The 19,061-nt window shown below is 59.5% G+C and carries 19 protein-coding genes; 14 read left to right on the top strand and 5 right to left on the bottom strand.

Annotation, left to right across the window (positions count from 1 at the left end):
• Nucleotides 1-16: 16 nt before the first annotated feature.
• Nucleotides 17-592 (bottom strand): tetratricopeptide repeat protein, encoded by a 576-nt coding sequence (locus CFT65_RS18080; protein ID WP_088829407.1) that lies wholly within the window; start codon nt 590-592, stop codon nt 17-19.
• Nucleotides 589-2,919, bottom strand: a complete 2,331-nt coding sequence (gene mrcB / locus CFT65_RS18085; protein ID WP_088829617.1) for a penicillin-binding protein 1B — start codon at nt 2,917-2,919, stop codon at nt 589-591. Before mrcB ends, CFT65_RS18080 begins: the two co-directional genes overlap by 4 nt.
• Before the next feature lie 157 nt (nt 2,920-3,076).
• Between mrcB and CFT65_RS18090 the strand changes: the two genes are divergently transcribed.
• From CFT65_RS18090 to CFT65_RS18100, 3 genes are read left to right on the top strand one after another with little or no spacing between them, the layout of a single operon-like run.
• The gene (locus CFT65_RS18090) at nt 3,077-4,627 is read left to right on the top strand and encodes an AAA family ATPase (RefSeq protein WP_416376658.1); all 1,551 of its coding nucleotides are present in this window, start codon (nt 3,077-3,079) and stop codon (nt 4,625-4,627) included.
• 30 nt (nt 4,628-4,657) lie between these two features.
• Entirely contained in the window at nt 4,658-5,026 is a 369-nt protein-coding gene (locus tag CFT65_RS18095) for a pentapeptide repeat-containing protein (protein WP_014575923.1), read from the top strand.
• Nucleotides 5,023-5,394, top strand: coding sequence for a Rieske (2Fe-2S) protein (locus CFT65_RS18100; RefSeq protein WP_088829409.1), 372 nt, complete (start codon nt 5,023-5,025; stop codon nt 5,392-5,394). Before CFT65_RS18095 ends, CFT65_RS18100 begins: the two co-directional genes overlap by 4 nt.
• On the opposite strand, the gene sfsA is transcribed toward CFT65_RS18100, so the two are convergent.
• On the bottom strand, nt 5,378-6,109 hold the full coding sequence (sfsA, locus tag CFT65_RS18105) for a DNA/RNA nuclease SfsA (protein WP_088829410.1): 732 nt from the start codon (nt 6,107-6,109) through the stop codon (nt 5,378-5,380). The genes CFT65_RS18100 and sfsA overlap by 17 nt on opposite strands.
• A 179-nt stretch (nt 6,110-6,288) precedes the next feature.
• Here sfsA and dksA point away from each other — a divergent pair, with 179 nt between their 5' ends.
• From dksA to pgi, 11 genes are all read left to right on the top strand, one after another.
• Complete coding sequence (gene dksA, locus CFT65_RS18110; RefSeq protein WP_008173182.1) at nt 6,289-6,729, top strand: RNA polymerase-binding protein DksA; 441 nt, start codon at nt 6,289-6,291, stop codon at nt 6,727-6,729.
• A gap of 60 nt (nt 6,730-6,789) precedes the next feature.
• The gene (gluQRS, locus tag CFT65_RS18115) at nt 6,790-7,662 is read left to right on the top strand and encodes a tRNA glutamyl-Q(34) synthetase GluQRS (RefSeq protein ID WP_088829411.1); all 873 of its coding nucleotides are present in this window, start codon (nt 6,790-6,792) and stop codon (nt 7,660-7,662) included.
• Nucleotides 7,663-7,712: 50 nt separating this feature from the next.
• Nucleotides 7,713-7,889: a hypothetical protein gene (locus CFT65_RS19080; RefSeq protein ID WP_048497702.1), complete on the top strand. Its 177-nt coding sequence runs from the start codon at nt 7,713-7,715 to the stop codon at nt 7,887-7,889.
• Nucleotides 7,879-10,842 (top strand): ATP-binding protein, encoded by a 2,964-nt coding sequence (locus CFT65_RS18120; RefSeq protein ID WP_088829412.1) that lies wholly within the window; start codon nt 7,879-7,881, stop codon nt 10,840-10,842. The genes CFT65_RS19080 and CFT65_RS18120 overlap by 11 nt, the downstream gene beginning before the upstream one ends.
• Nucleotides 10,843-10,849: 7 nt before the next feature.
• Nucleotides 10,850-12,253, top strand: a complete 1,404-nt coding sequence (locus tag CFT65_RS18125) for a sigma-54-dependent transcriptional regulator (protein WP_088829413.1) — start codon at nt 10,850-10,852, stop codon at nt 12,251-12,253.
• A gap of 333 nt (nt 12,254-12,586) precedes the next feature.
• Nucleotides 12,587-12,931: a hypothetical protein gene (locus CFT65_RS19365; protein WP_228705889.1), complete on the top strand. Its 345-nt coding sequence runs from the start codon at nt 12,587-12,589 to the stop codon at nt 12,929-12,931.
• Nucleotides 12,924-14,288: a polynucleotide adenylyltransferase PcnB gene (pcnB, locus tag CFT65_RS18135; protein WP_088829414.1), complete on the top strand. Its 1,365-nt coding sequence runs from the start codon at nt 12,924-12,926 to the stop codon at nt 14,286-14,288. Before CFT65_RS19365 ends, pcnB begins: the two co-directional genes overlap by 8 nt.
• On the top strand, nt 14,288-14,785 hold the full coding sequence (gene folK, locus CFT65_RS18140; protein ID WP_088829415.1) for a 2-amino-4-hydroxy-6-hydroxymethyldihydropteridine diphosphokinase: 498 nt from the start codon (nt 14,288-14,290) through the stop codon (nt 14,783-14,785). Before pcnB ends, folK (CFT65_RS18140) begins: the two co-directional genes overlap by 1 nt.
• 59 nt (nt 14,786-14,844) lie before the next feature.
• The gene (panB, locus tag CFT65_RS18145) at nt 14,845-15,639 is read left to right on the top strand and encodes a 3-methyl-2-oxobutanoate hydroxymethyltransferase (protein WP_088829416.1); all 795 of its coding nucleotides are present in this window, start codon (nt 14,845-14,847) and stop codon (nt 15,637-15,639) included.
• Nucleotides 15,636-16,484 (top strand): pantoate--beta-alanine ligase, encoded by an 849-nt coding sequence (gene panC, locus CFT65_RS18150; RefSeq protein WP_088829417.1) that lies wholly within the window; start codon nt 15,636-15,638, stop codon nt 16,482-16,484. Before panB ends, panC begins: the two co-directional genes overlap by 4 nt.
• Nucleotides 16,485-16,506: 22 nt before the next feature.
• A complete protein-coding gene (pgi, locus tag CFT65_RS18155; RefSeq protein ID WP_088829418.1) occupies nt 16,507-18,168 on the top strand; it encodes a glucose-6-phosphate isomerase in 1,662 nt (553 codons plus the stop codon).
• Here the strand turns inward: pgi and folK (CFT65_RS18160) are convergent.
• Nucleotides 18,151-18,675 carry a 2-amino-4-hydroxy-6-hydroxymethyldihydropteridine diphosphokinase gene (gene folK / locus CFT65_RS18160; RefSeq protein WP_088829419.1) on the bottom strand — a complete coding sequence of 175 codons (525 nt, stop codon included), beginning with the start codon at nt 18,673-18,675 and terminating at the stop codon, nt 18,151-18,153. The genes pgi and folK (CFT65_RS18160) overlap by 18 nt on opposite strands.
• Nucleotides 18,676-19,032, bottom strand: coding sequence for a dihydroneopterin aldolase (folB, locus tag CFT65_RS18165; RefSeq protein ID WP_088829420.1), 357 nt, complete (start codon nt 19,030-19,032; stop codon nt 18,676-18,678).
• Nucleotides 19,033-19,061: the final 29 nt, after the last annotated feature.

Genomic DNA, 19,061 nt, shown 5'->3' on the forward strand with positions numbered 1-19,061 from the left:
TTTGTTCACACCGTATTTATAGCGCTGCAGCCCTCGCCTCCGCCTGATCCGCACCCGCCACATTACCTCGAGCCCGACGAATATCCGCCAGCAACAGCCAGCCGGCCCTCTGCAGCCGAAGATCACTTCCCGCCAGGGACAACCCCTTCAAGCTGAACTGCTCCGCTGAGCCCAACTGATTACCCGCCACATAGGCCTCGGACAGCTTGAAATACACCTCTGCAGATCGGGGGGCGATCCGCTGTGCGCGCTCCAGGCGTGCAATAGCGCCGGATACGTTACCTTGCGCCAACAGCTGATCGGCCTCACGCACCAGACTGAGCGCTGCTGGCGAGAGACCATCCCCGGTTTCACGATAACTGGGAGAGCTGGACGGTTCCCGGGTTTCTGGCGTCGCTTCCGGCTGTTCGCTCTTGCGCCAGACCGGAGCCTCGCTTTCTTCGGTGTCAGTGCTGGTTCTGGGTGGCTCGGGTGCCTTGGCCGGCTCACCACCGACCGGCACGTAGATTCCCCCTCCCGGCCCTGAAGCACAGCCGGCTAATGACAGCAGCGCGGTAATCAGGGTAGCCCTGAACGAAATACGGTCAATCATTGAAACAGTCCTTCAAACCAGCCCCGGATACGACGTTCCAGATTTCCGGAGCACGAAATTGTCTGCGTAGGTTCGCTGCCAGCAATGTAAGGCAACAGACGGGCATTGTCGCAGTATTCGTCCGTCAGTGCCTGTCGCTGGGAGTTCACCCAGTGATAATTCACCCCATCGGGCACCACGGGAGAAAAGCCGTGCTGGGGAACCTGTGCCATAAACTTCGACCACACCGGCAGAGCGCCACTGGCCCCGGTCAATGATGTCGGCCCGTTATCATCGCGCCCGACCCAGGCCACCGCAAGCAGGTCGCCACTGAATCCGGCAAACCAGGAATCCCGGCCATCGTCGGTGGTTCCGGTCTTGCCTGCAAGAGTCAGCTCTTGAGGTAGCGTGTAGTAAGCAGAGCGCCCTGTCCCTTCCTGCATGGTTTCCTGCATGGCGTATTGGACCAGGTGCACGGCGGTAGGATCGGCAACCTGCTCAACTTCAAGACTGTAACGGGATAAGGCTTCACCGCCAGCATCGGTCACTTCACGGATCGTGCGCAGCGGAGTATTGAAGCCGGATGTCGCTAGCCCCTGATAGATCTGTGCCACGGTCACCGGGGTCATGGAAACCGAGCCCAGAAGCATCGACGGATAACGGGAAATCGGGGTATCAACTCCAAACGCCGTCAGAGTCTCCCGCACCCGATCCACCCCGATATCCAGCCCGACGCGAACGGCCGGCAAGTTATAGGAGCGTGACAGAGCCTTGTGCAAGGGCACTTCGCCCCGCTCCTCACCATCGTAGTTCTTGGGCTGCCAGCGTTTGCCATCATCAAATTCCAGCGTGAAGCTCTTATCCAGCACCGGCGTGGTCAGGGTATACCTCTCTGGCTCCTGCAACGCCGACAGATAGATAAACGGCTTGATCAGCGACCCGATGGGGCGGTTGGCATCCAGTGCCCGATTGAATCCGGCAAATTGCGGATCCCGGCCGCCAACAAGCGCCAGCACTTCCCCGGAATCCTTCGCGGTTACAACAAGGGTGGCTTCCAGCGCCTCGGCATTCTGCCCGCCGCCCAGCCCCGGGAGGGTGTCGGTCACCGCATACTCCGCCGCGTACTGGATAGCGGGGTTCAACGTGGTGAAGATCCGAAGACCTTCGCTTCGGAGGTCCTCCTCCTTGTAATCTCGAGCAAGGTGTCGGCGGACCAGATCGATATAGGCGGGGTAGCGATTCTCGGAATACGACGGGCGCTCACTAACGCCCAGCGGCAATCCACGGGCCCTGGAGGCGCGGCCAGGCTCAATCAGACCAGCCTGTTCCATTTCAGAAATCACCAGATTCCGCCGCTCTGTTGCACGCTCCGGGTGACGGCGCGGATTGTAATAGCTGGGGCCCTTTACCATGCCCACCAACAAAGCAATCTGGTGCACATCCAGATCCTTGAGGGATTCGCCAAAATAGAACTGGCTCGCCAGGCCGAAACCATGAATGCTGCGCGTGCCGGCTTGTCCCAGGTAGACCTCGTTCAGATAGGTTTCCAGGATGTCGTCTTTCTCATAGTGCAACTCCAGGAGCACCGACATCAGGGCCTCGTTGGCCTTTCTCACCAGCGTCTGCTCGCGAGTCAGGAAGAAGTTTTTCACCAGTTGCTGGGTCAGTGTGCTGCCACCCTGAACGATGCGCCCAGCCTGGATGTTGGCAAGCATGGCCCGACCGATTGAGAGGGGCGCAATGCCGAAATGGTCATAGAAATTACGATCCTCCACCGCCATCAGAGTGGTGGGTAACAGGGCCGGCACTTCGTCCAGCTGGACCAGCACCCGGTCCTCCTTGTGCGCCGGGTAGATACCGCCAATCTGAGCCGGCTCGAGCCGCACAATCGGGGCATTATCGCCTTCAATCACCGAAAAGCCCTGAACCCGATCGCCCGAGATCGCCAAGGATATCCGGCGCCGGGGCTCATCGCCGTCCGGGAACGAAAAGCCCCGGGTACTGATAACAAAGCGATTGCCCGTGCGCTGGTAACTGCCGGATTTCCTGCCGTCACCCTTGCGGAAACCGGAGAGGCCAAGTTCGCGTTCGAGGGCACTGGCACTGACGCTGGCACCATCGAAAAGCTCCAGCGGGCGAGCGTAAACCCGGGACGGAACCTCAAAACGCCGGCCTTCGAAACGGGAGGTCACCACGGCATCCAGGTAAACCATCCAGCCAGCCAGCAAAACGAGACCGATGGCACATAACCGGAACATGAAACGCCAGAACCAAGGCCGGCGACCGTTGTTGGAGGAACGTCGGGAAGGCTTTCGTCTGGGGCTAGAGGATGCTTTGGATTTTTTCATGCCGCGATTATAACGAAAGGAGCGGTGAGGAAGGCAGGCCATCCGTGTGTTATTTCTGTAATCTGCCCGTTATGATAGGGCAAGAAAAATCAATGGGTTCAGGGAACGCGAGGAGAGCACGGTGAGTGAGACATCCCCAGGCAATCTGATTCTGGCCATGCAGAATCCAGACCTGTACGACCATCCTGTCGAAGGCTTTCAGGTTATCGAAACTCACATCTCACAGGTGATCCTGACCGGTGACTACGCCTACAAGATCAAGAAGCCCATGGATTTCGGCTTCCTGAACTTCTCCACCCTCAATCGCCGAAAGCATTTCTGCGAGGAGGAGCTCAGGCTCAATCGACGACTGGCCGAAAAATTGTATCTGGAGGTGGTGCCAATCACCGGCACGCCCGACAACCCCATCCTCGGTGGGGAGGGCGAAGCCTTCGAATACGCCATCAAGATGCGTCAGTTCGGCCAGGACCAGCTTTTCGATCGACTGCAGGAACAGGGAAAGCTGACTCCCGAACCACTCACGGACCTGGCACGCCAGGTCGCTGCATTCCATGAACAGCTGCCGCCTGTACCCGATGAGAAACCGCTTGGAACGCCGGAGGCGGTGTTTGCCGCCATGCAGGAGAATTTTGACCAGATCCGTCCGCTGATTGACGATTCGGACCTGCTCATGCAGCTGGACAACCTCCAGGCCTGGACCGAATCCACCTTCGAGCGGCACAGGGAGCTGATCGCCCACCGCCGCGCCAGCGGCATGGTCCGGGAATGCCACGGCGATCTGCATCTGGCGAATATTACCCGCTTCGAGGGCGAGGTCACCGTGTTCGACTGCATCGAATTCAACGAACCGTTCCGCTGGATCGATGTCATCAACGATCTCGCCTTTCTGCTGATGGATCTGGAGTCCCGCGGAGAAAGCGCCCTGGCCAACCAGGTGCTCAATACGTACCTGGAATACCGCGACGACTTCGAGGCCTTGCCGTTGCTGCCGCTCTACAAGGCATACCGGGCTATGGTGCGCGCCAAAATCGCCCTGTTTACCATGGGGAACCCGGGGCTCACCGATGCTGAAAAAGCCGACCTGATGCAGCGCTATCGAGACTACGCCCAGTTGGCTGAGGATTACAGTACGATTCCGAATCACTATCTGCTGGCAACCACCGGGCTGTCCGCCAGCGGCAAAACCTGCATCAGCGCCGCCATGGCCAATGAACTGGGGCTGATACGCCTGCGCTCCGATGTCGAGCGCAAGCGCTTGCACGGACTGGCACCCCTGGAGAGCTCCCGCTCACCGACCGGTGGCAATCTGTACACCGAGGAAGCGACAGAGAAAACCTATCAGCGGCTGGCCGAGCTTGCCAGTCACGTTCTGGCAGCCGGTTTCCCGGTGATTGTAGACGCCGCCAGCCTTAAACAGAAAGAGCGGTCTCTGCTGGCATCGATAGCCGAGGATCAGGGTGTACCCTTTGCCCTGATCCATTGCGAGGCGCCGGAAGACCTGCGCCGGGAATGGATCCGCAATCGCAAGGGCGATGCCTCCGAGGCAACCGAGGAATTGCTGGACGCCCAGCAAACCTGGTTTGAACCGTTAACCGCGGAAGAGAAGAGCCACACCATCCACCTGCACACTGATCAGGAACATGTGGCAGAGGCGGTGGCCGACCGGATCCGCCAACATCTGGGCATCCCCGGCGGCAAGGCCGACTAAGAACAACAACTGGCGAGCGCGAGGTTCGATATGGACGATAAAAGCGAACACGAAGTACATCAGATCAGCCACCCGCTCTACGATATTCTTCGTAGCGAGGACATGCAGGCGTTCAATGCTGAAAAGGCAAAGCTCGCAGAGCTCCCCAGTTTCGCTCATGGCGATTTCCGGGGTCTGGACCTGAGAGGAATGGATGCCAAGGGGCTGGATTTCCGCCACGCCTACTTCCGGGGCGCCGACCTTCGGGGCGTGGACTTCTCGAAATCCCGAATGGAAGGCTCCAGCATTGCCAGCGCCAAGATTTCCGGCTGCTATTTTCCGCATCGCCTGGACGCCGATGAGATCGTCATGTCCCTGAATCACGGGACCCGCATGCGATACACGATCTTGCCGAAATGAGTAGCGTCCCGCATATCTGGCAGCCCGTCTGTCCGGCCTCCGAGTTGACACTTGGCCAGTTCGTCGAGTTCCGGCTTCGGGAGAAGGCACGGGAGCCGGCAGGCATGCCGCTGACCGGGTTCCTGTTTCTGGACGGTGGCACGCCCCGCGCCTACCTGAACATCTGCCCGCATCTGGGCGTTGAACTGAACTGGATGCCCGGCCGGTTCATGGATTCCGACAACCTGTTTATCCAGTGTTTCACCCACGGTGCCCTGTTCAAGCCCGCAGACGGCGAATGCATTGCCGGGCCCTGCCAGGGCGATGCCCTCACCCAGCTGGACCTGCGGGAGCGGGACGGCCAGATCGAAATCAGACTTCCAGAATAACGGGTACCGATTCGGTCAGGGTCAACACACCGGTTGGCGTGCCATCGCTCTCGCTCAAGTCGGCGCGATAGGCAATCACTTCCACACCCGCATCGCAGGCCTCCCGCAGCAACTCACCGTATCTGCGATCGATATGGTCCGCCGGGCGAACGGTTTGAATGCCGGTGTGATTGACCACGAAAAGCAGCACCGCACGATCTCCCTGCTGAACCTGGGCCATCAGCTCTCGCAGGTGCTTCTGGCCGCGCTCGGTCACCGCATCCGGGAAAAAACCCTGACCATCTTCCGCCAGCGTGACATTCTTGACCTCCACCCAGGCATCGGCCGCGGTGTCATGACCAGACAGCAGCAGGTCAATCCGGCTTTTCTCCGAACCGTATTTCACTTCGGCGCGGCACTCGGGATAACCGGCCAGCTCCAAGACGGTGCCGGCTTCCACGGCCTCCCGGGCCTGGCTGTTGGGCCGGGCGGTATTCACACAGGCCAGTTGCCCGGGCGACGTTTCCACCAGCTCCCAGGTGTACTGGAGTTTGCGCTTGGGATTATCACTCCGGCTGAGCCAAACCCGAGCATCCTCTGGCTGACAGCCCAGCATGGAGCCGGTGTTCGGGCAGTGGGCGGTCACCTCCGAGCCATCCGGCAGCCGCACGTCTGCCAGGAAGCGTTTGTAGCGGCGGATAAGCCGGCCTTCAACCAACGGTTCTGGAAACTTCATGTGATCTCCGTACAAAAGTCGATGTCACAAGGCTGGCACCCCCGTGACTAATCTGCTATTTTCCGCAAATTCCCGTTTCAGGACGAATGCTTCATCCAGGGTATAACCGCGCAGCCACGGGGGCTCACGCGGAGGGAAGCAAACCGTTCTTGTGAAGTACAAACAAGAGGCCGGGTTCAATGGCAACTACTGCAGAACAACCACGCGAACGTTTTACCAACTTCACCCCCTATGAAATGAAGAAGGGTGAAGAGTACATGAGTGCGGAAATGCTCCAGCACTTCAAAGATCTGCTGCTGCAATGGAAGCAGGAGCTGATGGAAGAAGTCGACCGCACCATGCACCATATGCAGGAAGACGCCGCAAATTACGCGGATCCCAGCGATCGCGCAACCCAGGAAGAAGAGTTCAGCCTGGAACTGCGTACCCGCGACCGGGAGCGGAAGCTGATCAAGAAGATTGACCAGACCATCGACCGCATCGACAAGGACGATTACGGCTTCTGCGATCAGTGTGGCGTGGAAATCGGCATCCGACGCCTGGAAGCACGCCCGACCGCCACCCTGTGCATCGATTGCAAAACTCTGGCCGAGATTCGCGAACGCCAGACCGGCATCTGAGCCTACCACTCAACCGCTGCCGGCTGGGGCTTTTCCAGCCCCGCTGGCTGGCTGACCGCCATGAATAACCCTCAGTACCGGGGCCGGTTTGCGCCCTCTCCGACTGGCCCGCTGCATTTCGGCTCCCTGGTTACCGCACTTGCCAGCTTTCTGGAAGCCCGAAGTCAGGGCGGTCAGTGGTTTATCCGCGTTGAAGATCTGGACCCTCTGAGAGAACCGCCGGAAGCCACCGGCCAGATCCTCGCCAGCCTGGACGCCCACGGTCTGCTTCCCGACGAGCCAGTGCGCTTCCAGTCCAGACGTCACGATGCCTATCAGGACGCTATTGAGCGATTGCTCGGCAACGGCTATGCCTATCGTTGCCAATGCTCACGTAAGGAGTTGCACGCCAACGACGGTCGCCACCCCCACCACTGTCGTAGCCGCAAAACCATAGACGATGACCGGCCGTACGCCATTCGCTTTGCCCTCGAAGACGAAGACAGCCACTGGCAGGACCAGCTGCTGGGGCCACAACACCAGACCGTGAAGGCTGAGCTCGATGACCCGGTGATCCTCCGTAAGGAGGGGTTCTACGCCTACCAGCTCGCCGTGGTTGTCGATGACATTAACCAGGGCATCACGGATGTGGTGCGCGGCTCGGATCTGCTGGACATGACGGCGCAACAGCAGCAGATTTACCGGGCCCTTGGCTCCTGCCCGCCTCGCTGGCTACACATCCCGGTGATCCTCAATGAGCAGGGCCAGAAACTCAGCAAGCAGACCCATGCGCCGGCTCTCAATGACGAGAAGCCTGTCAGCAACCTGTTCAGGGCGCTTGTTGCCCTTGGCCAGAATCCGCCCACGCACCTGGCAACCGGCTCGCTGGAATCGCTGCTGGAATGGGGACGGAAGAACTGGCAACGGGGCGCTATCCACCTGACATCCCGGTGAGTGACATGGTATAAAGCCCTTCTCACACCTCAGCGCGGATAGCATGCCTGATGTATATCTACCGTCTGGTCTTCCTGTTGGTACTGGCCATCTATATCTTTTCGCCCAACATCCTTGACTGGTGGACTTCGCCGGGAAACGTCTGGTACAGCCCCTACATTATCTGGGCCGGGCTGATTGCCATCGGTTTCTGGCTTGAATGGCGGCGGGACCCCAATGAGTTTTAGTCCCTCCGGCCTGCTGCTCGCCAGCCTCCTGTATCTGATTCTGCTGTTCGGCATCGCCTGGTTCACCGAAAAAGGCATGGTCCCCCGGCGCTTGGTTCGCCACCCCCTGGTTTATGTGCTCAGCCTGGGCGTCTATGCCGGCATATGGGCGGTCTACGGCGCGGTTGGTATGGCCGCCGAATCCGGCTACGGCTTTCTGGCTTACTATCTCGGCATCAGCGGCGCTTTCCTGCTGGCACCCGTGCTTCTGAACCCGGTCATGAGGATCGGACGCGCCTATCAGCTCACGTCCCTAGCCGATCTGTTTGCCTACCGCTACCGAAGCCAGTGGGCTGGCACCCTGGTCACCCTCTGCTCCGGCGGGGCAATTCTGGCCTTGCTAAGCATGCAGATACAGGCCGTCGCCACCTCTGCCAGCATTCTTGCGCCGGACACATCGCCTGCGGTAATCAGCGTGATGTTCAGCTTGATCGTGGTGCTTTTCGCCATGCTATTCGGGGCAAGGCGCGACCAGAACTCGGAAAACCATCAGGGGCTGGTGCTGGCCATTGCTTTTGATTCGCTGGTTAAACTTGTGGCATTGCTGGTGCTCGGGGGCGTCATTCTCTTCGGGGTCTTTGACGGCATGAGCGGACTGGAAAGCTGGCTGGACAACCGGACGTCACCAGCCACAACCATGACCCTGAGCATTGACGACGGCAGTTGGCGGGCACTGATGCTGATGTCCTTTGCCGCTGCTCTGGTACTGCCACACATGTACCACATGACCTTCAGCGAAAACCCCTCGCCCAAGGCCCTGGCAAAAGCCAGCTGGGGCCTGCCACTCTACCTGTTGCTGCTCGGCCTGCCAGTGCCCCTGATTCTCTGGGGCGGCCAGGAGCTGGCGGTGACCACAGGGCCCGGATTCTTTGCCATCGGGGCAGCCCAGGCTATGGAAAGCCCGGCACTTACACTGCTGATGTACATTGCCGGCCTGTCGGCGGCCAGCGGCCTGATGATCGTCAGCACCCTGGCACTGGCCGGCATGGCCCTGAACCACGTGGTGTTGCCCCTGAAAACCCCGAAAGACCAGGGCGATATCTATCGGTGGCTGCAGTGGATCAAGCGCCTGCTCATCGCCGTGATCATTTTCCTGGCGCTGCTGTTTCATGAAGTTGTCGGCAAAAACCTCGACCTGTCCATTCTGGGCGCAATTTCCCTCTCCGGCACTTTGCAACTGCTGCCCGGCGCCCTGGGCGTGATTTACTGGCCCGAGGGCAATCGCCGCGGCCTGATCGCCGGCCTGATTGTCGGGCTGGCCATCTGGGTGGTGACGCTCGTGCTGCCGTTCTCGCACACGGCCAATCTGTTGGCCTGGCTGGATGCGCCACTGATACCGGATTACAGCAACTGGCACATCTTCACGTTCGTCAGCCTGACCGCCAACATTACCGTGTTCGCGCTTATTTCCATCCTCAGCACCAGTACCAGTGAAGAGAACAGCGCAGCCCAGGCCTGCTCACTGGGCGCCCTGTCCCGTCCACAGCGCCGTGAACTGCTGGCCACCTCCTCAAGTGACTTTGTTCGGCAGTTGGCGGAGCCTCTGGGCTATGGTGTAGCCCGGCGGGAAGTGGAGCGGGCCCTGGGCCAGTTGAAGCTGCCCAATGTGGAGTACCGGCCGTATCAGCTCAGACGGCTGCGGGACCAGGTGGAAATCAACCTGTCCGGCCTGCTTGGCCCCTCTGTCGCCAGGGATATGGTCAAACGCCATCTCGGCTTCAAGCCCATGGCCCAAGGTGGCACAGCCCAGGATATTCGCTATGTGGAGCGCGCCCTCGGCGACTATCAGAACCGGCTGACCGGCCTTGCTGGTGAGCTGGACAATCTTCGCCGGCATTACCGCCAGACGCTGCAGAACCTGCCCATTCCCGCCTGCTCCGTGGGCGAGGACGGTGAGATCCTGATGTGGAACCATGCCATGGAGGCGCTTACCGGCATTACCGCCGATGATGTGGTGGGCGCCCGGTTGCTGGCCCTGCCCGAACATTGGCACCTGTTGCTTGATGACTTCAACCGGGGGCCAGATCTGCATCGCTACAAACACCGGCTGGATCTGCGTGGCAAACCCCACTGGCTGAACCTTCACAAAGCCGCCCTGAGCGGACCGGACCACACCGAGGGCGGCAGTATCATCCTGGTGGAAGACCAGACCGAGACCCGGCTGCTTGAGGACGAACTGATGCACAGCGAACGGCTGGCGTCGGTGGGCAGGCTCGCGGCTGGTGTCGCCCACGAGATCGGGAACCCGGTAACCGGCATCTCCTCACTGGCCCAGAACCTGAAACTGGAAACCGACAACCCGGACATTCTCGACACAGCTGACCAGATCCAGCAGCAGACCCGGCGCATCTCGACCATCCTGCAATCGCTGATGAACTTTGCCCGCACCGGCAATCATGCCCAGGCCAACCGGTACGAACCGGTAACGATACACCGCTGCGTCGAGGAATCGATCAACCTGCTTTCTCTCAGCGACAAGGGACTGGGCATTCACTATGTCAACGACTGCCCGCCCTCTTTGCAGGTACTGGGAGATGAGCAGCGTCTGGTCCAGGTATTCGTCAACCTGCTGGCCAACGCCCGCGATGCGTCACCGGAAGGCGGCAACATCCGAGTCAGTGGAAAGGGCGATGGCTACTCCGCTATCATTGAGGTGGTTGATGAAGGCTCCGGCATTCCCGGGGATCAACTCGATCACATCTTCGAGCCGTTTTACACCACCAAGGCGCCCAACAAGGGAACCGGTCTTGGTCTCTCGCTGGTGTACAGCATTATTGAAGAGCACTATGGCAACATCCAGGTGGACAGCCCGGCAAACGCCGACACCGGCCGGGGAACCTGCGTGAGGCTGAGATTGCCAGCCTACGAACCGGAAACCGGCAACATTGCCATCAGCCAGAACCAAAGGTCTTGAGACTCTTATGCCTCGCATTCTGATCGTGGAAGACGAAGACATTATTCGCTCGGCAGTGCGCAAACTGTTACTGCACGCCGGCTATGAAGTCGCCGACGCCGCCTCCGTTGAGGAAGCCGAACAGAACCACGAACCGGATCAGTTTGACCTGATCATTTCCGATCTGCGCCTGCCTGGAGCGGCGGGTACCGAGCTGATCAACCGCGCACCCAATACACCGGTTCTGATCATGACCAGTTACGCCAGCCTGCGGTCAGCGGTGGATTCCATGAAAATGGGCGCCGTTGAATACATCGCCAAACCGTTTGACCACGATGAAATGCTGGCCGCGGTCGAAAACATTCTGGCCCGAAAGCCCTCTGGCCGGGATTCGGGCGATGATTCGGCGCCAGCCATGGAAACGCCGGAAAGCAGCGATCCGGCCAACATCATGTTCGGCCAGTGTGAACCGATGCAGCGGGTGTTCACTCTGATCCGAAAAGTAGCGCCGACAGAAACCACCGTCCTGATTCAGGGCGAATCCGGTACCGGGAAGGAGCTGGCGGCCCGCGCCCTGCACCTACTCAGCCCGCGCGCCGCCAAACCGCTGATCTCGGTGAACTGCGCGGCCATCCCGGAAAGCCTGATTGAATCGGAACTGTTCGGCCATGAAAAGGGCGCCTTCACCGGTGCTGTGTCGGCAAGGACCGGCCTGATCGAGGCCGCGGATGGTGGCAGCCTGTTCCTGGACGAAATCGGCGAACTGCCGGCCGAAGCCCAGGCACGCCTGCTGCGGGTTCTGCAGGAGAGCGAGATTCGGAAAGTGGGCTCCACCCAGAGCCGCATCGTCAACGTACGGATGATTGCCGCCACCCATCGTAACCTCAAGGCGATGACGCGCACCGGGGAATTCCGTGAAGACCTGTACTACCGGTTAAACGTCATGCAGATCCGCATCCCGCCCCTGCGCGAGCGCCAGAGCGATATTCTGGGCCTGGCTCGCCGCTTCCTGACGCGTCAGGGCGAGAGAATGGGCAAACCCGATCTCAACTTCAGCCCCGAGGCCATGCGCGTCCTGGAACGACACCGCTGGCCAGGAAACGTACGGGAGCTGGAAAACGCCATTGAGCGCGCCACCATCCTGTGTGACGGAGACGTGATCACGCCCTCACTGCTGGATCTGGACAGCGAAGGCAGCGACGAACACATCCCTGAGACCCTCGTGGATGGCAATAACGAGCAGACACGCACCCGCGAAGTGGATGCGTCCAACGATCTCTCCCTCGAAGATTACTTCCAGCATTTCGTTCTCGAGAACCAGGACCGCATGAGCGAGACGGAACTGGCCCAGAAACTGGGCATCAGCCGAAAATCACTCTGGGAACGTCGCCAGCGTCTCGGCATCCCTCGAAAAAAATCCTCGGGCAACTGAGCCTGGCATAGTGTGAACCCGGGCTCAGTTGTTACCCCATGTTCCTGTCGGTAACACTCCTCACCAAAGTAACGTGATCTCAGTAACACTTAGGTTGAATACGGGGTAACACTTATTACCTACAAAATCGTAAGACTCTGTTAACCAAGGAAATTAAAAAACTGGCACACGGACTGCAACCTATTTGGCGCACAACAACAAAAACAAGAGTGACAAAGCAGCGCCAACAACAAGAACAAAAAGCTGCGGGAAGCGTTCAGTAACAAAAACAACAACAGAACGTAAGCGAACTGAGTGTTTTGGGTACTTTGCTTTTTAGTGGTCCCACGGCACGTGCGAGTTGTAGATGTAGAGAAGAATCGCCTCAGAGGTGACGCTGCAGCTACCCCAGACCCGCTCGATGTCTCTGACCGCTCTGTGTATTCAAAGCTTTCCGTTTGCACTGCTGAGATGCCCCTCAATGGGGATATGCAGTGGGGTACAAAAACCAAGAAAAATCCCGGTAAAAACAAAAACAATGCAGATCGTCAACGCTTTGAGGGCGGATTCGTGAGAACGGATCCGCCTTTTGATTATCTGGGCTCCGGAACTGTAATCCAAGGCAAACGTGTGCAAATCCTGCTCAAACCGTTAAACTCTCGGTTTTTGCTCATCGCAACCACGGATTTCAATGCCTAAACGACTTGTCGAAAAACTCCGTTCCTTGATGCCCGGCAACGGAAAAAAGAAAGCCCGCACCTACCAGCGACGGGAAATTCCCAGGGACCAGCACAACGTCTCCCGCTCGGTAATCAGCGAACCTGCCAAGAAAGTTCTGCATCGCCTGAACAAGTCAGGCTATGAGGCCTACCTGGTGGGCGGCGGTGTCAGAGATATCCTGCTGGGCGGAAAGCCCAAGGATTTTGACATTGCAACCAACGCCACACCGGAAGAAGTTCACGACCTGTTCCGCAATTCCCGGTTGATCGGACGGCGGTTCCGGATTGTCCATGTCGTGTTTGGCCGCGAAGTGATTGAGGTGACTACATTCCGGGGCAACGCCGCGGAAGCCGATACCGACACCGATGATGACGATCACAGGACCAGTGAACACGGCCTGCTGCTGCGAGACAATGTCTACGGTAACCAGGAAGAGGATGCACTGCGTCGCGACTTCACCGTCAATGCGCTGTACTACTGCATCCGCGACTTTACCGTGATCGATTTTGCCAATGGCATCGAGGATCTTCGCAACCGCCAGCTGCGCCTCATTGGCGACCCGGAGACCCGCTATCGGGAAGACCCGGTACGGATGCTTCGCGCTATCCGCTTTGCGGCCAAGCTCGACTTCGACATTGAGCCAGAGACTGAAGCCCCCATTGGGGAGCTGGCGCCACTGTTGACCCATATCCCTCCAGCCCGGTTGTTTGAAGAAGTGCTCAAACTGTTTTCAGCCGGCCATGGTGAGGCCACCTACGATCTGCTCAACCGTTATGACCTTCTTGAGCCACTGTTTCCGGAGACCGCCCGGGCTATCGAGAACGGAGAACCGGATGAACTGATACGGCAGGCTCTCAGAAACACAGACGCCCGTATTGCCCAGGGCAAGTCGGTCACGCCTTACTTCCTGTTTGCCGCCATGCTCTGGCCGGCACTCCAGGCGGAGTGGCATCGCAGGCAGGATAACGGTGACCCGGTCCAGCCAGCGCTGCACGGCGCCATCGGAAAGGTGATTGGCCGCCAGGTGCAGGCCACTTCGATTCCCAAGCGCTTCTCCGGGCCGATGAAGGAAATCTGGGAACTCCAGATGCGCCTGCCCCGTCGACAGGGCAAGCGCGCCTTTGCCACGATGTCACACCCCCGCTTCCGCGCGGCTTACGATTTCCTGCTGGTTCGCGAGGCGTCTGGCGAGATTGAACCCGGGCTTGGCCAATGGTGGACCGAGTTCCAGCAGGAGGAGGAGCGGGGCCAAGAGCGGATGCTGTCAGAGCTGAGCACCGATGCACCCAAAAAGCGTCGTCGCCGCCGCAAACCGGTCAAACGCCCCGCCCAGTAATGATGACAGAAGTCTTTATCGGTCTTGGCAGCAATCTGAAAGACCCTGCTGCCCAACTGGCCCGGGCAGTCTCCGCCTTGGCCAACCTGCCGGAAACGGTTCTGGTGGCCCAATCGCCGTTTTATACCAGCCGCCCGGTCGGCCCCCAGGACCAGCCTGACTTCGTCAACGGCGCGGTATGGCTTAGAACCTCCCTGCCACCACACCAACTGCTTGACGAACTGCAGAACGTCGAACAACAGCATGGCCGGGAGAGGCTTCGGCACTGGGGACCCCGCACGCTCGACCTGGACATACTGCTCTACGGCGAACGGGTACTGGACGACGAGCGCCTTACCTTACCTCATCGAGAACTACGGAACCGGGACTTTGCAATCCAGCCCCTGCTGGACCTGAAGGCCGACCTGACTCTGCCTGACGGCACCCCCATTGCCGAACTGCGCCGCCAATGCCCCGACAACGGCTTGCGCAAGCTTCCACCGGCGGATTACCCTTAACACTTCAATGCCGATACCCCGGCACGCCCAGGCCCATCCACCCAAAAGGCAAGGATTCTATGGCTGTTACCATCAATACCCTGCGTGAGTTCAAGCAGAAGGGCGAAGCCTTCTCTGCCCTTACCTCCTATGACGCCACCTTTTCCCAGGTGGTCAGCGAAGCGGGCGTTCACGTAATCCTGATTGGCGACTCCCTCGGCATGGTACTGCAGGGGCATGACAGCACCCTGCCGGTGACCATGGATCAGATGGTGTATCACGTCAACTGCGTGGCCAAAGGTAACCGTGGGTCCCTGATCATGGCCGACATGCCCTTCATGAGTTACGGCACCGTCGAGTCTGCCCTGGAAAATGCGGCGGAACTGATGCGAGCGGGCGCCCACATGGTAAAACTTGAGGGTACCGACTGGATGAAAGAGACCATTACTGCTCTGACCGAGCGAGCCGTGCCCGTGTGCGCGCACCTTGGCCTGACTCCCCAGTTCGTCAATAAATTTGGCGGCTACAAAGTCCAGGGGCGTGATGAAAAGGCAGCCGAAATGATGATCGAACATGCCTGCGAACTGGAAGCGGCCGGCGCCGATGTCATCCTTCTGGAATGCGTCCCTGCGCCTCTGGCGGCGCGCATCGCCCAGGCTGTTAAAGCACCGGTTATCGGGATAGGGGCGGGGCCGGACACAGACGGCCAGATTCTTGTCTTGCACGACATGCTCGGCATTACCACCGGCCGCAAGCCGCGATTCGTGAAGAACTTCCTGGCCGAGACAGATTCGATACAGGAAGCCCTGCAGGCCTACGTGAAAGCCGTAGGCGAGCGCACATTCCCCGCTGAGGAGCATACGTTCAAGGCATGAGAACCGTACATTCCCTGAAAGAATTGAGAACCATCCTCCGCGGCTACCGCCAGCAGGGCAAAACCATCGGCCTGGTGCCCACCATGGGCAACCTGCACGAGGGCCATGTTTCGCTGGTTCGCAAGGCGGCCGAAATGGCGGATGTGGTGGTCACCAGCATCTTCGTAAATCCGATGCAGTTCGGCGCCGGCGAAGATCTCGATACCTACCCGAGAACACTGGCCGAAGACCAGGACAAGCTTGCCTCGGCCGGCAACACCCTGGTGTTCGCACCCACTGCCGAGGAAATCTACCCGGAAGGCCTGGCAAAGCAGACCCAGGTCGTTGTGCCGGATGTCAGCGACGGCCACTGCGGCGCCAGTCGGCCGGGCCATTTCGAGGGCGTGGCCACGGTGGTCTCCATGCTGTTCAACATGGTCCAACCGGACTTTGCGGTATTTGGCGAGAAGGATTTCCAGCAGCTCGCCGTGATCCGGAAACTGGTCCGTGACCTGATGATCCCCGTGGATGTGGTCGGAGCGCCCACGGTGAGAGAGGACGACGGCCTGGCGAAAAGCTCACGTAATGGCTACCTGACACCCCAGGAACGGCAAATCGCGCCGGCGGTTTTCCAGGCCCTGCAGGCGACAGCGGCCAAGATCAACGATGGTCGTACCGACTTCCAGGCGCTGGAGAGCGAAGCTGTGCAAAGTCTCGGAGACGCCGGTCTCAGGCCGGACTACTTCAACATCGCCAACAGTCAGACCCTCAAACCGGCCACAGCCGAGGATCAGGGCATTACAATCCTGGCGGCGGCCTTCCTGGGCACCACCCGTTTGATCGACAACCTGTCTCTGACCCGATAAGCGAACAGAAAAGGAACCTCTGATGCCCGCACACCCTCCAGTACTGACCTCGAAACCCGAATGGCGGACATTGAAGGTGCAACGGGAACGCCTGGACGGCTTGCCCATGAAGGACCTGTTCGACCAGGACCCCGGGCGGGCAAAGCGCTACTTTATTGAGGGCGCAGGGCTATCGCTGGACTTCTCCAAGAACCGGATTACTGATGAGGCGCTGGAGGCACTGCTGGCGCTGGCCAGCAGCTGCAACCTGGAAGCCAGGCGGGAGGCATTGCTTCGGGGAGAGCGGGTTAACGTCACCGAGGATCGCCCTGCCCTGCACACTGCATTGCGCAACCCGGGAACCGAAGCCATTACTGTCGACGGAGAAGATGTAGTCGCCGAGGTGCAGAGCACGCTCAAACGCATGGAAACCCTGGTAAACGATGTTCTGGACCAGCGTCGCACCGGATACACCGGCAAGCCTTTCACCGATGTGGTAAGCATCGGGATCGGCGGTTCCTACCTGGGCCCCAAGCTGGTAGTCGAAGCCCTCCAGCCATACGCCGGGGCCGGTATTCGCTGCCATTACGTCGCCAACATTGATGGCACGGAAGTCTGCGAGACGCTGCGCCAGGTCAATCCGGAAACCACCCTGTTCCTGATCCAGTCGAAATCGTTCCGGACCGAGGAAACCCTGGCAAACAGCAAGGTGGCGCGGGAATGGTTTCTTGATCGCTGCGCTGATGAGCAGGCGGTCTCACAGCACTTCATGGCGGTGACCGCCAACGTACCAGCGGCACAGGACTTCGGCATCGATCCGGACAACGTCTTCCCGATGTGGGATTGGGTGGGTGGCCGTTACTCGCTCTGGTCGGCCATCGGGCTTCCTATTGCCTTCAGCGTTGGCATGGCCAACTTCCGGGCCCTGCTGGCCGGCGCCCATGCCATGGACCAGCACTTCCGTGAAGCGCCGCTGGCAAAGAACCTGCCTGTGGTTATGGCCATGCTGGGCGTCTGGTACAACAATTTCTGGGGTGCCGAGACCCACGCGATCCTGCCTTACGATCACTACCTGCGCAGCCTGCCGGACCACTTCCAACAGCTGGACATGGAAAGCAACGGCAAGAGCGTGACCCAGGGTGGCGAGGCCCTGGCCTGGCAATCCGGCCCGGTCATCTGGGGCGGGGTGGGCGCCAATGGTCAGCACGCCTATCACCAGTTGATCCACCAAGGCACTCGTCTGATTCCGGCGGATTTCATTATCCCCCTGAAGACCCACAATCCGGTGGCCACCCATCACGCCGATCTGTTTGCCAACTGCCTGAGCCAGTCCCGCGCAATGATGGCCGGCAAATCACTGGAAGAAGCACGGGCGGAACTGTCCGCAGAAGGTCGGACCGAAGCCGAGATTGAACAGCTTGCGCCCCACAAGGTCATCCCGGGCAACAAACCGAGCAATACCCTGACCATGGAAAAGGTGACGCCGGAGACTATTGGCGCACTCATTGCCCTCTACGAGCATCGCACCTTCGTACAGGGGGTGATCTGGGATGTAGATTCGTTTGATCAGTGGGGCGTGGAGCTTGGGAAACAGTTGGGCAAGGGTATTCTGCCTCGCTTGCTTGGCGAGAAAGGCGGCAACCAGGCCAGCGACAGCTCGACTGATCACCTCATTGAACGGTTTCGCTCAACCGGCGGCGTTTGAAATCTGTCGCCCCTGCCAGCTGAAATCCACCGGCCAGAGCTTCTGGCCGGTGCTGTATTCCCGCCACAACTGGCCATAGGATTTACCGCACACCGGATGCACTGCCTCCGGTGCAATGTCCGCCAGCGGCCGAAGCACGAAGGCATTTTTCAGGATTTCCCCCCGAGGCAGCTCGACACCCTCTATCCGGCCGACCGCGTCGCCATAGGTGAGAATATCCAGATCAAGGGTTCGTGCGCTGAATTTAGGCACATCCCGACGCCGGCCGTTATCGGCTTCCAGTTGTTTGAAACGCTGTGACAGCTCGGCAACCGACAGGGACGTATCCACGCCTACGACCAGGTTCAGAAAGGGGGACCCGTCAAATCCGACAGCCTCGCTGTCATAGACCGGGGAGATGATCAACTCGCCAAACCAGGCAGACAGGGCATCAAGTGCGACCGTGACATAGCGTTCCCTATCCATGTTGCTGCCAATGCTGATGTAAACCCGGACGGCCGCTGCCATTTACCGCACTCCCCTCTCAATCCGCACGCCCACCGACTGTGCTGCGGGCACGGCGCCCGGCTTACGTATCGCCAGTCGCAACCACTCGATACCGAATTCATCCCGCAAGGTTTGGGCAAGCACCTCCGCCCCGTACTCAAGCAGTTTCGGCTTGAGCGCCTGCAGGCAGGACTCGACCCGGGCACTGACGGCCGCATAATCCAGGGCGTCGGCGACATCGTCGGTTGTGCCGGGCACTTTGTTATCCCAGGCCATTTCCAGATCGATCACCAGGTTCTGGGTGACTTCCCGCTCCCAGTCGTAAACTCCGACCACAGTCTCCACAACCAGGCCTTCGATCAATACGGTGTCTGCCAAGGGTGCTCCCGGAGTCTTCCACTCTTTGG

Origin of the sequence: Marinobacter sp. es.048 (assembly GCF_900188435.1) — a bacterium.
Lineage (GTDB): Bacteria > Pseudomonadota > Gammaproteobacteria > Pseudomonadales > Oleiphilaceae > Marinobacter.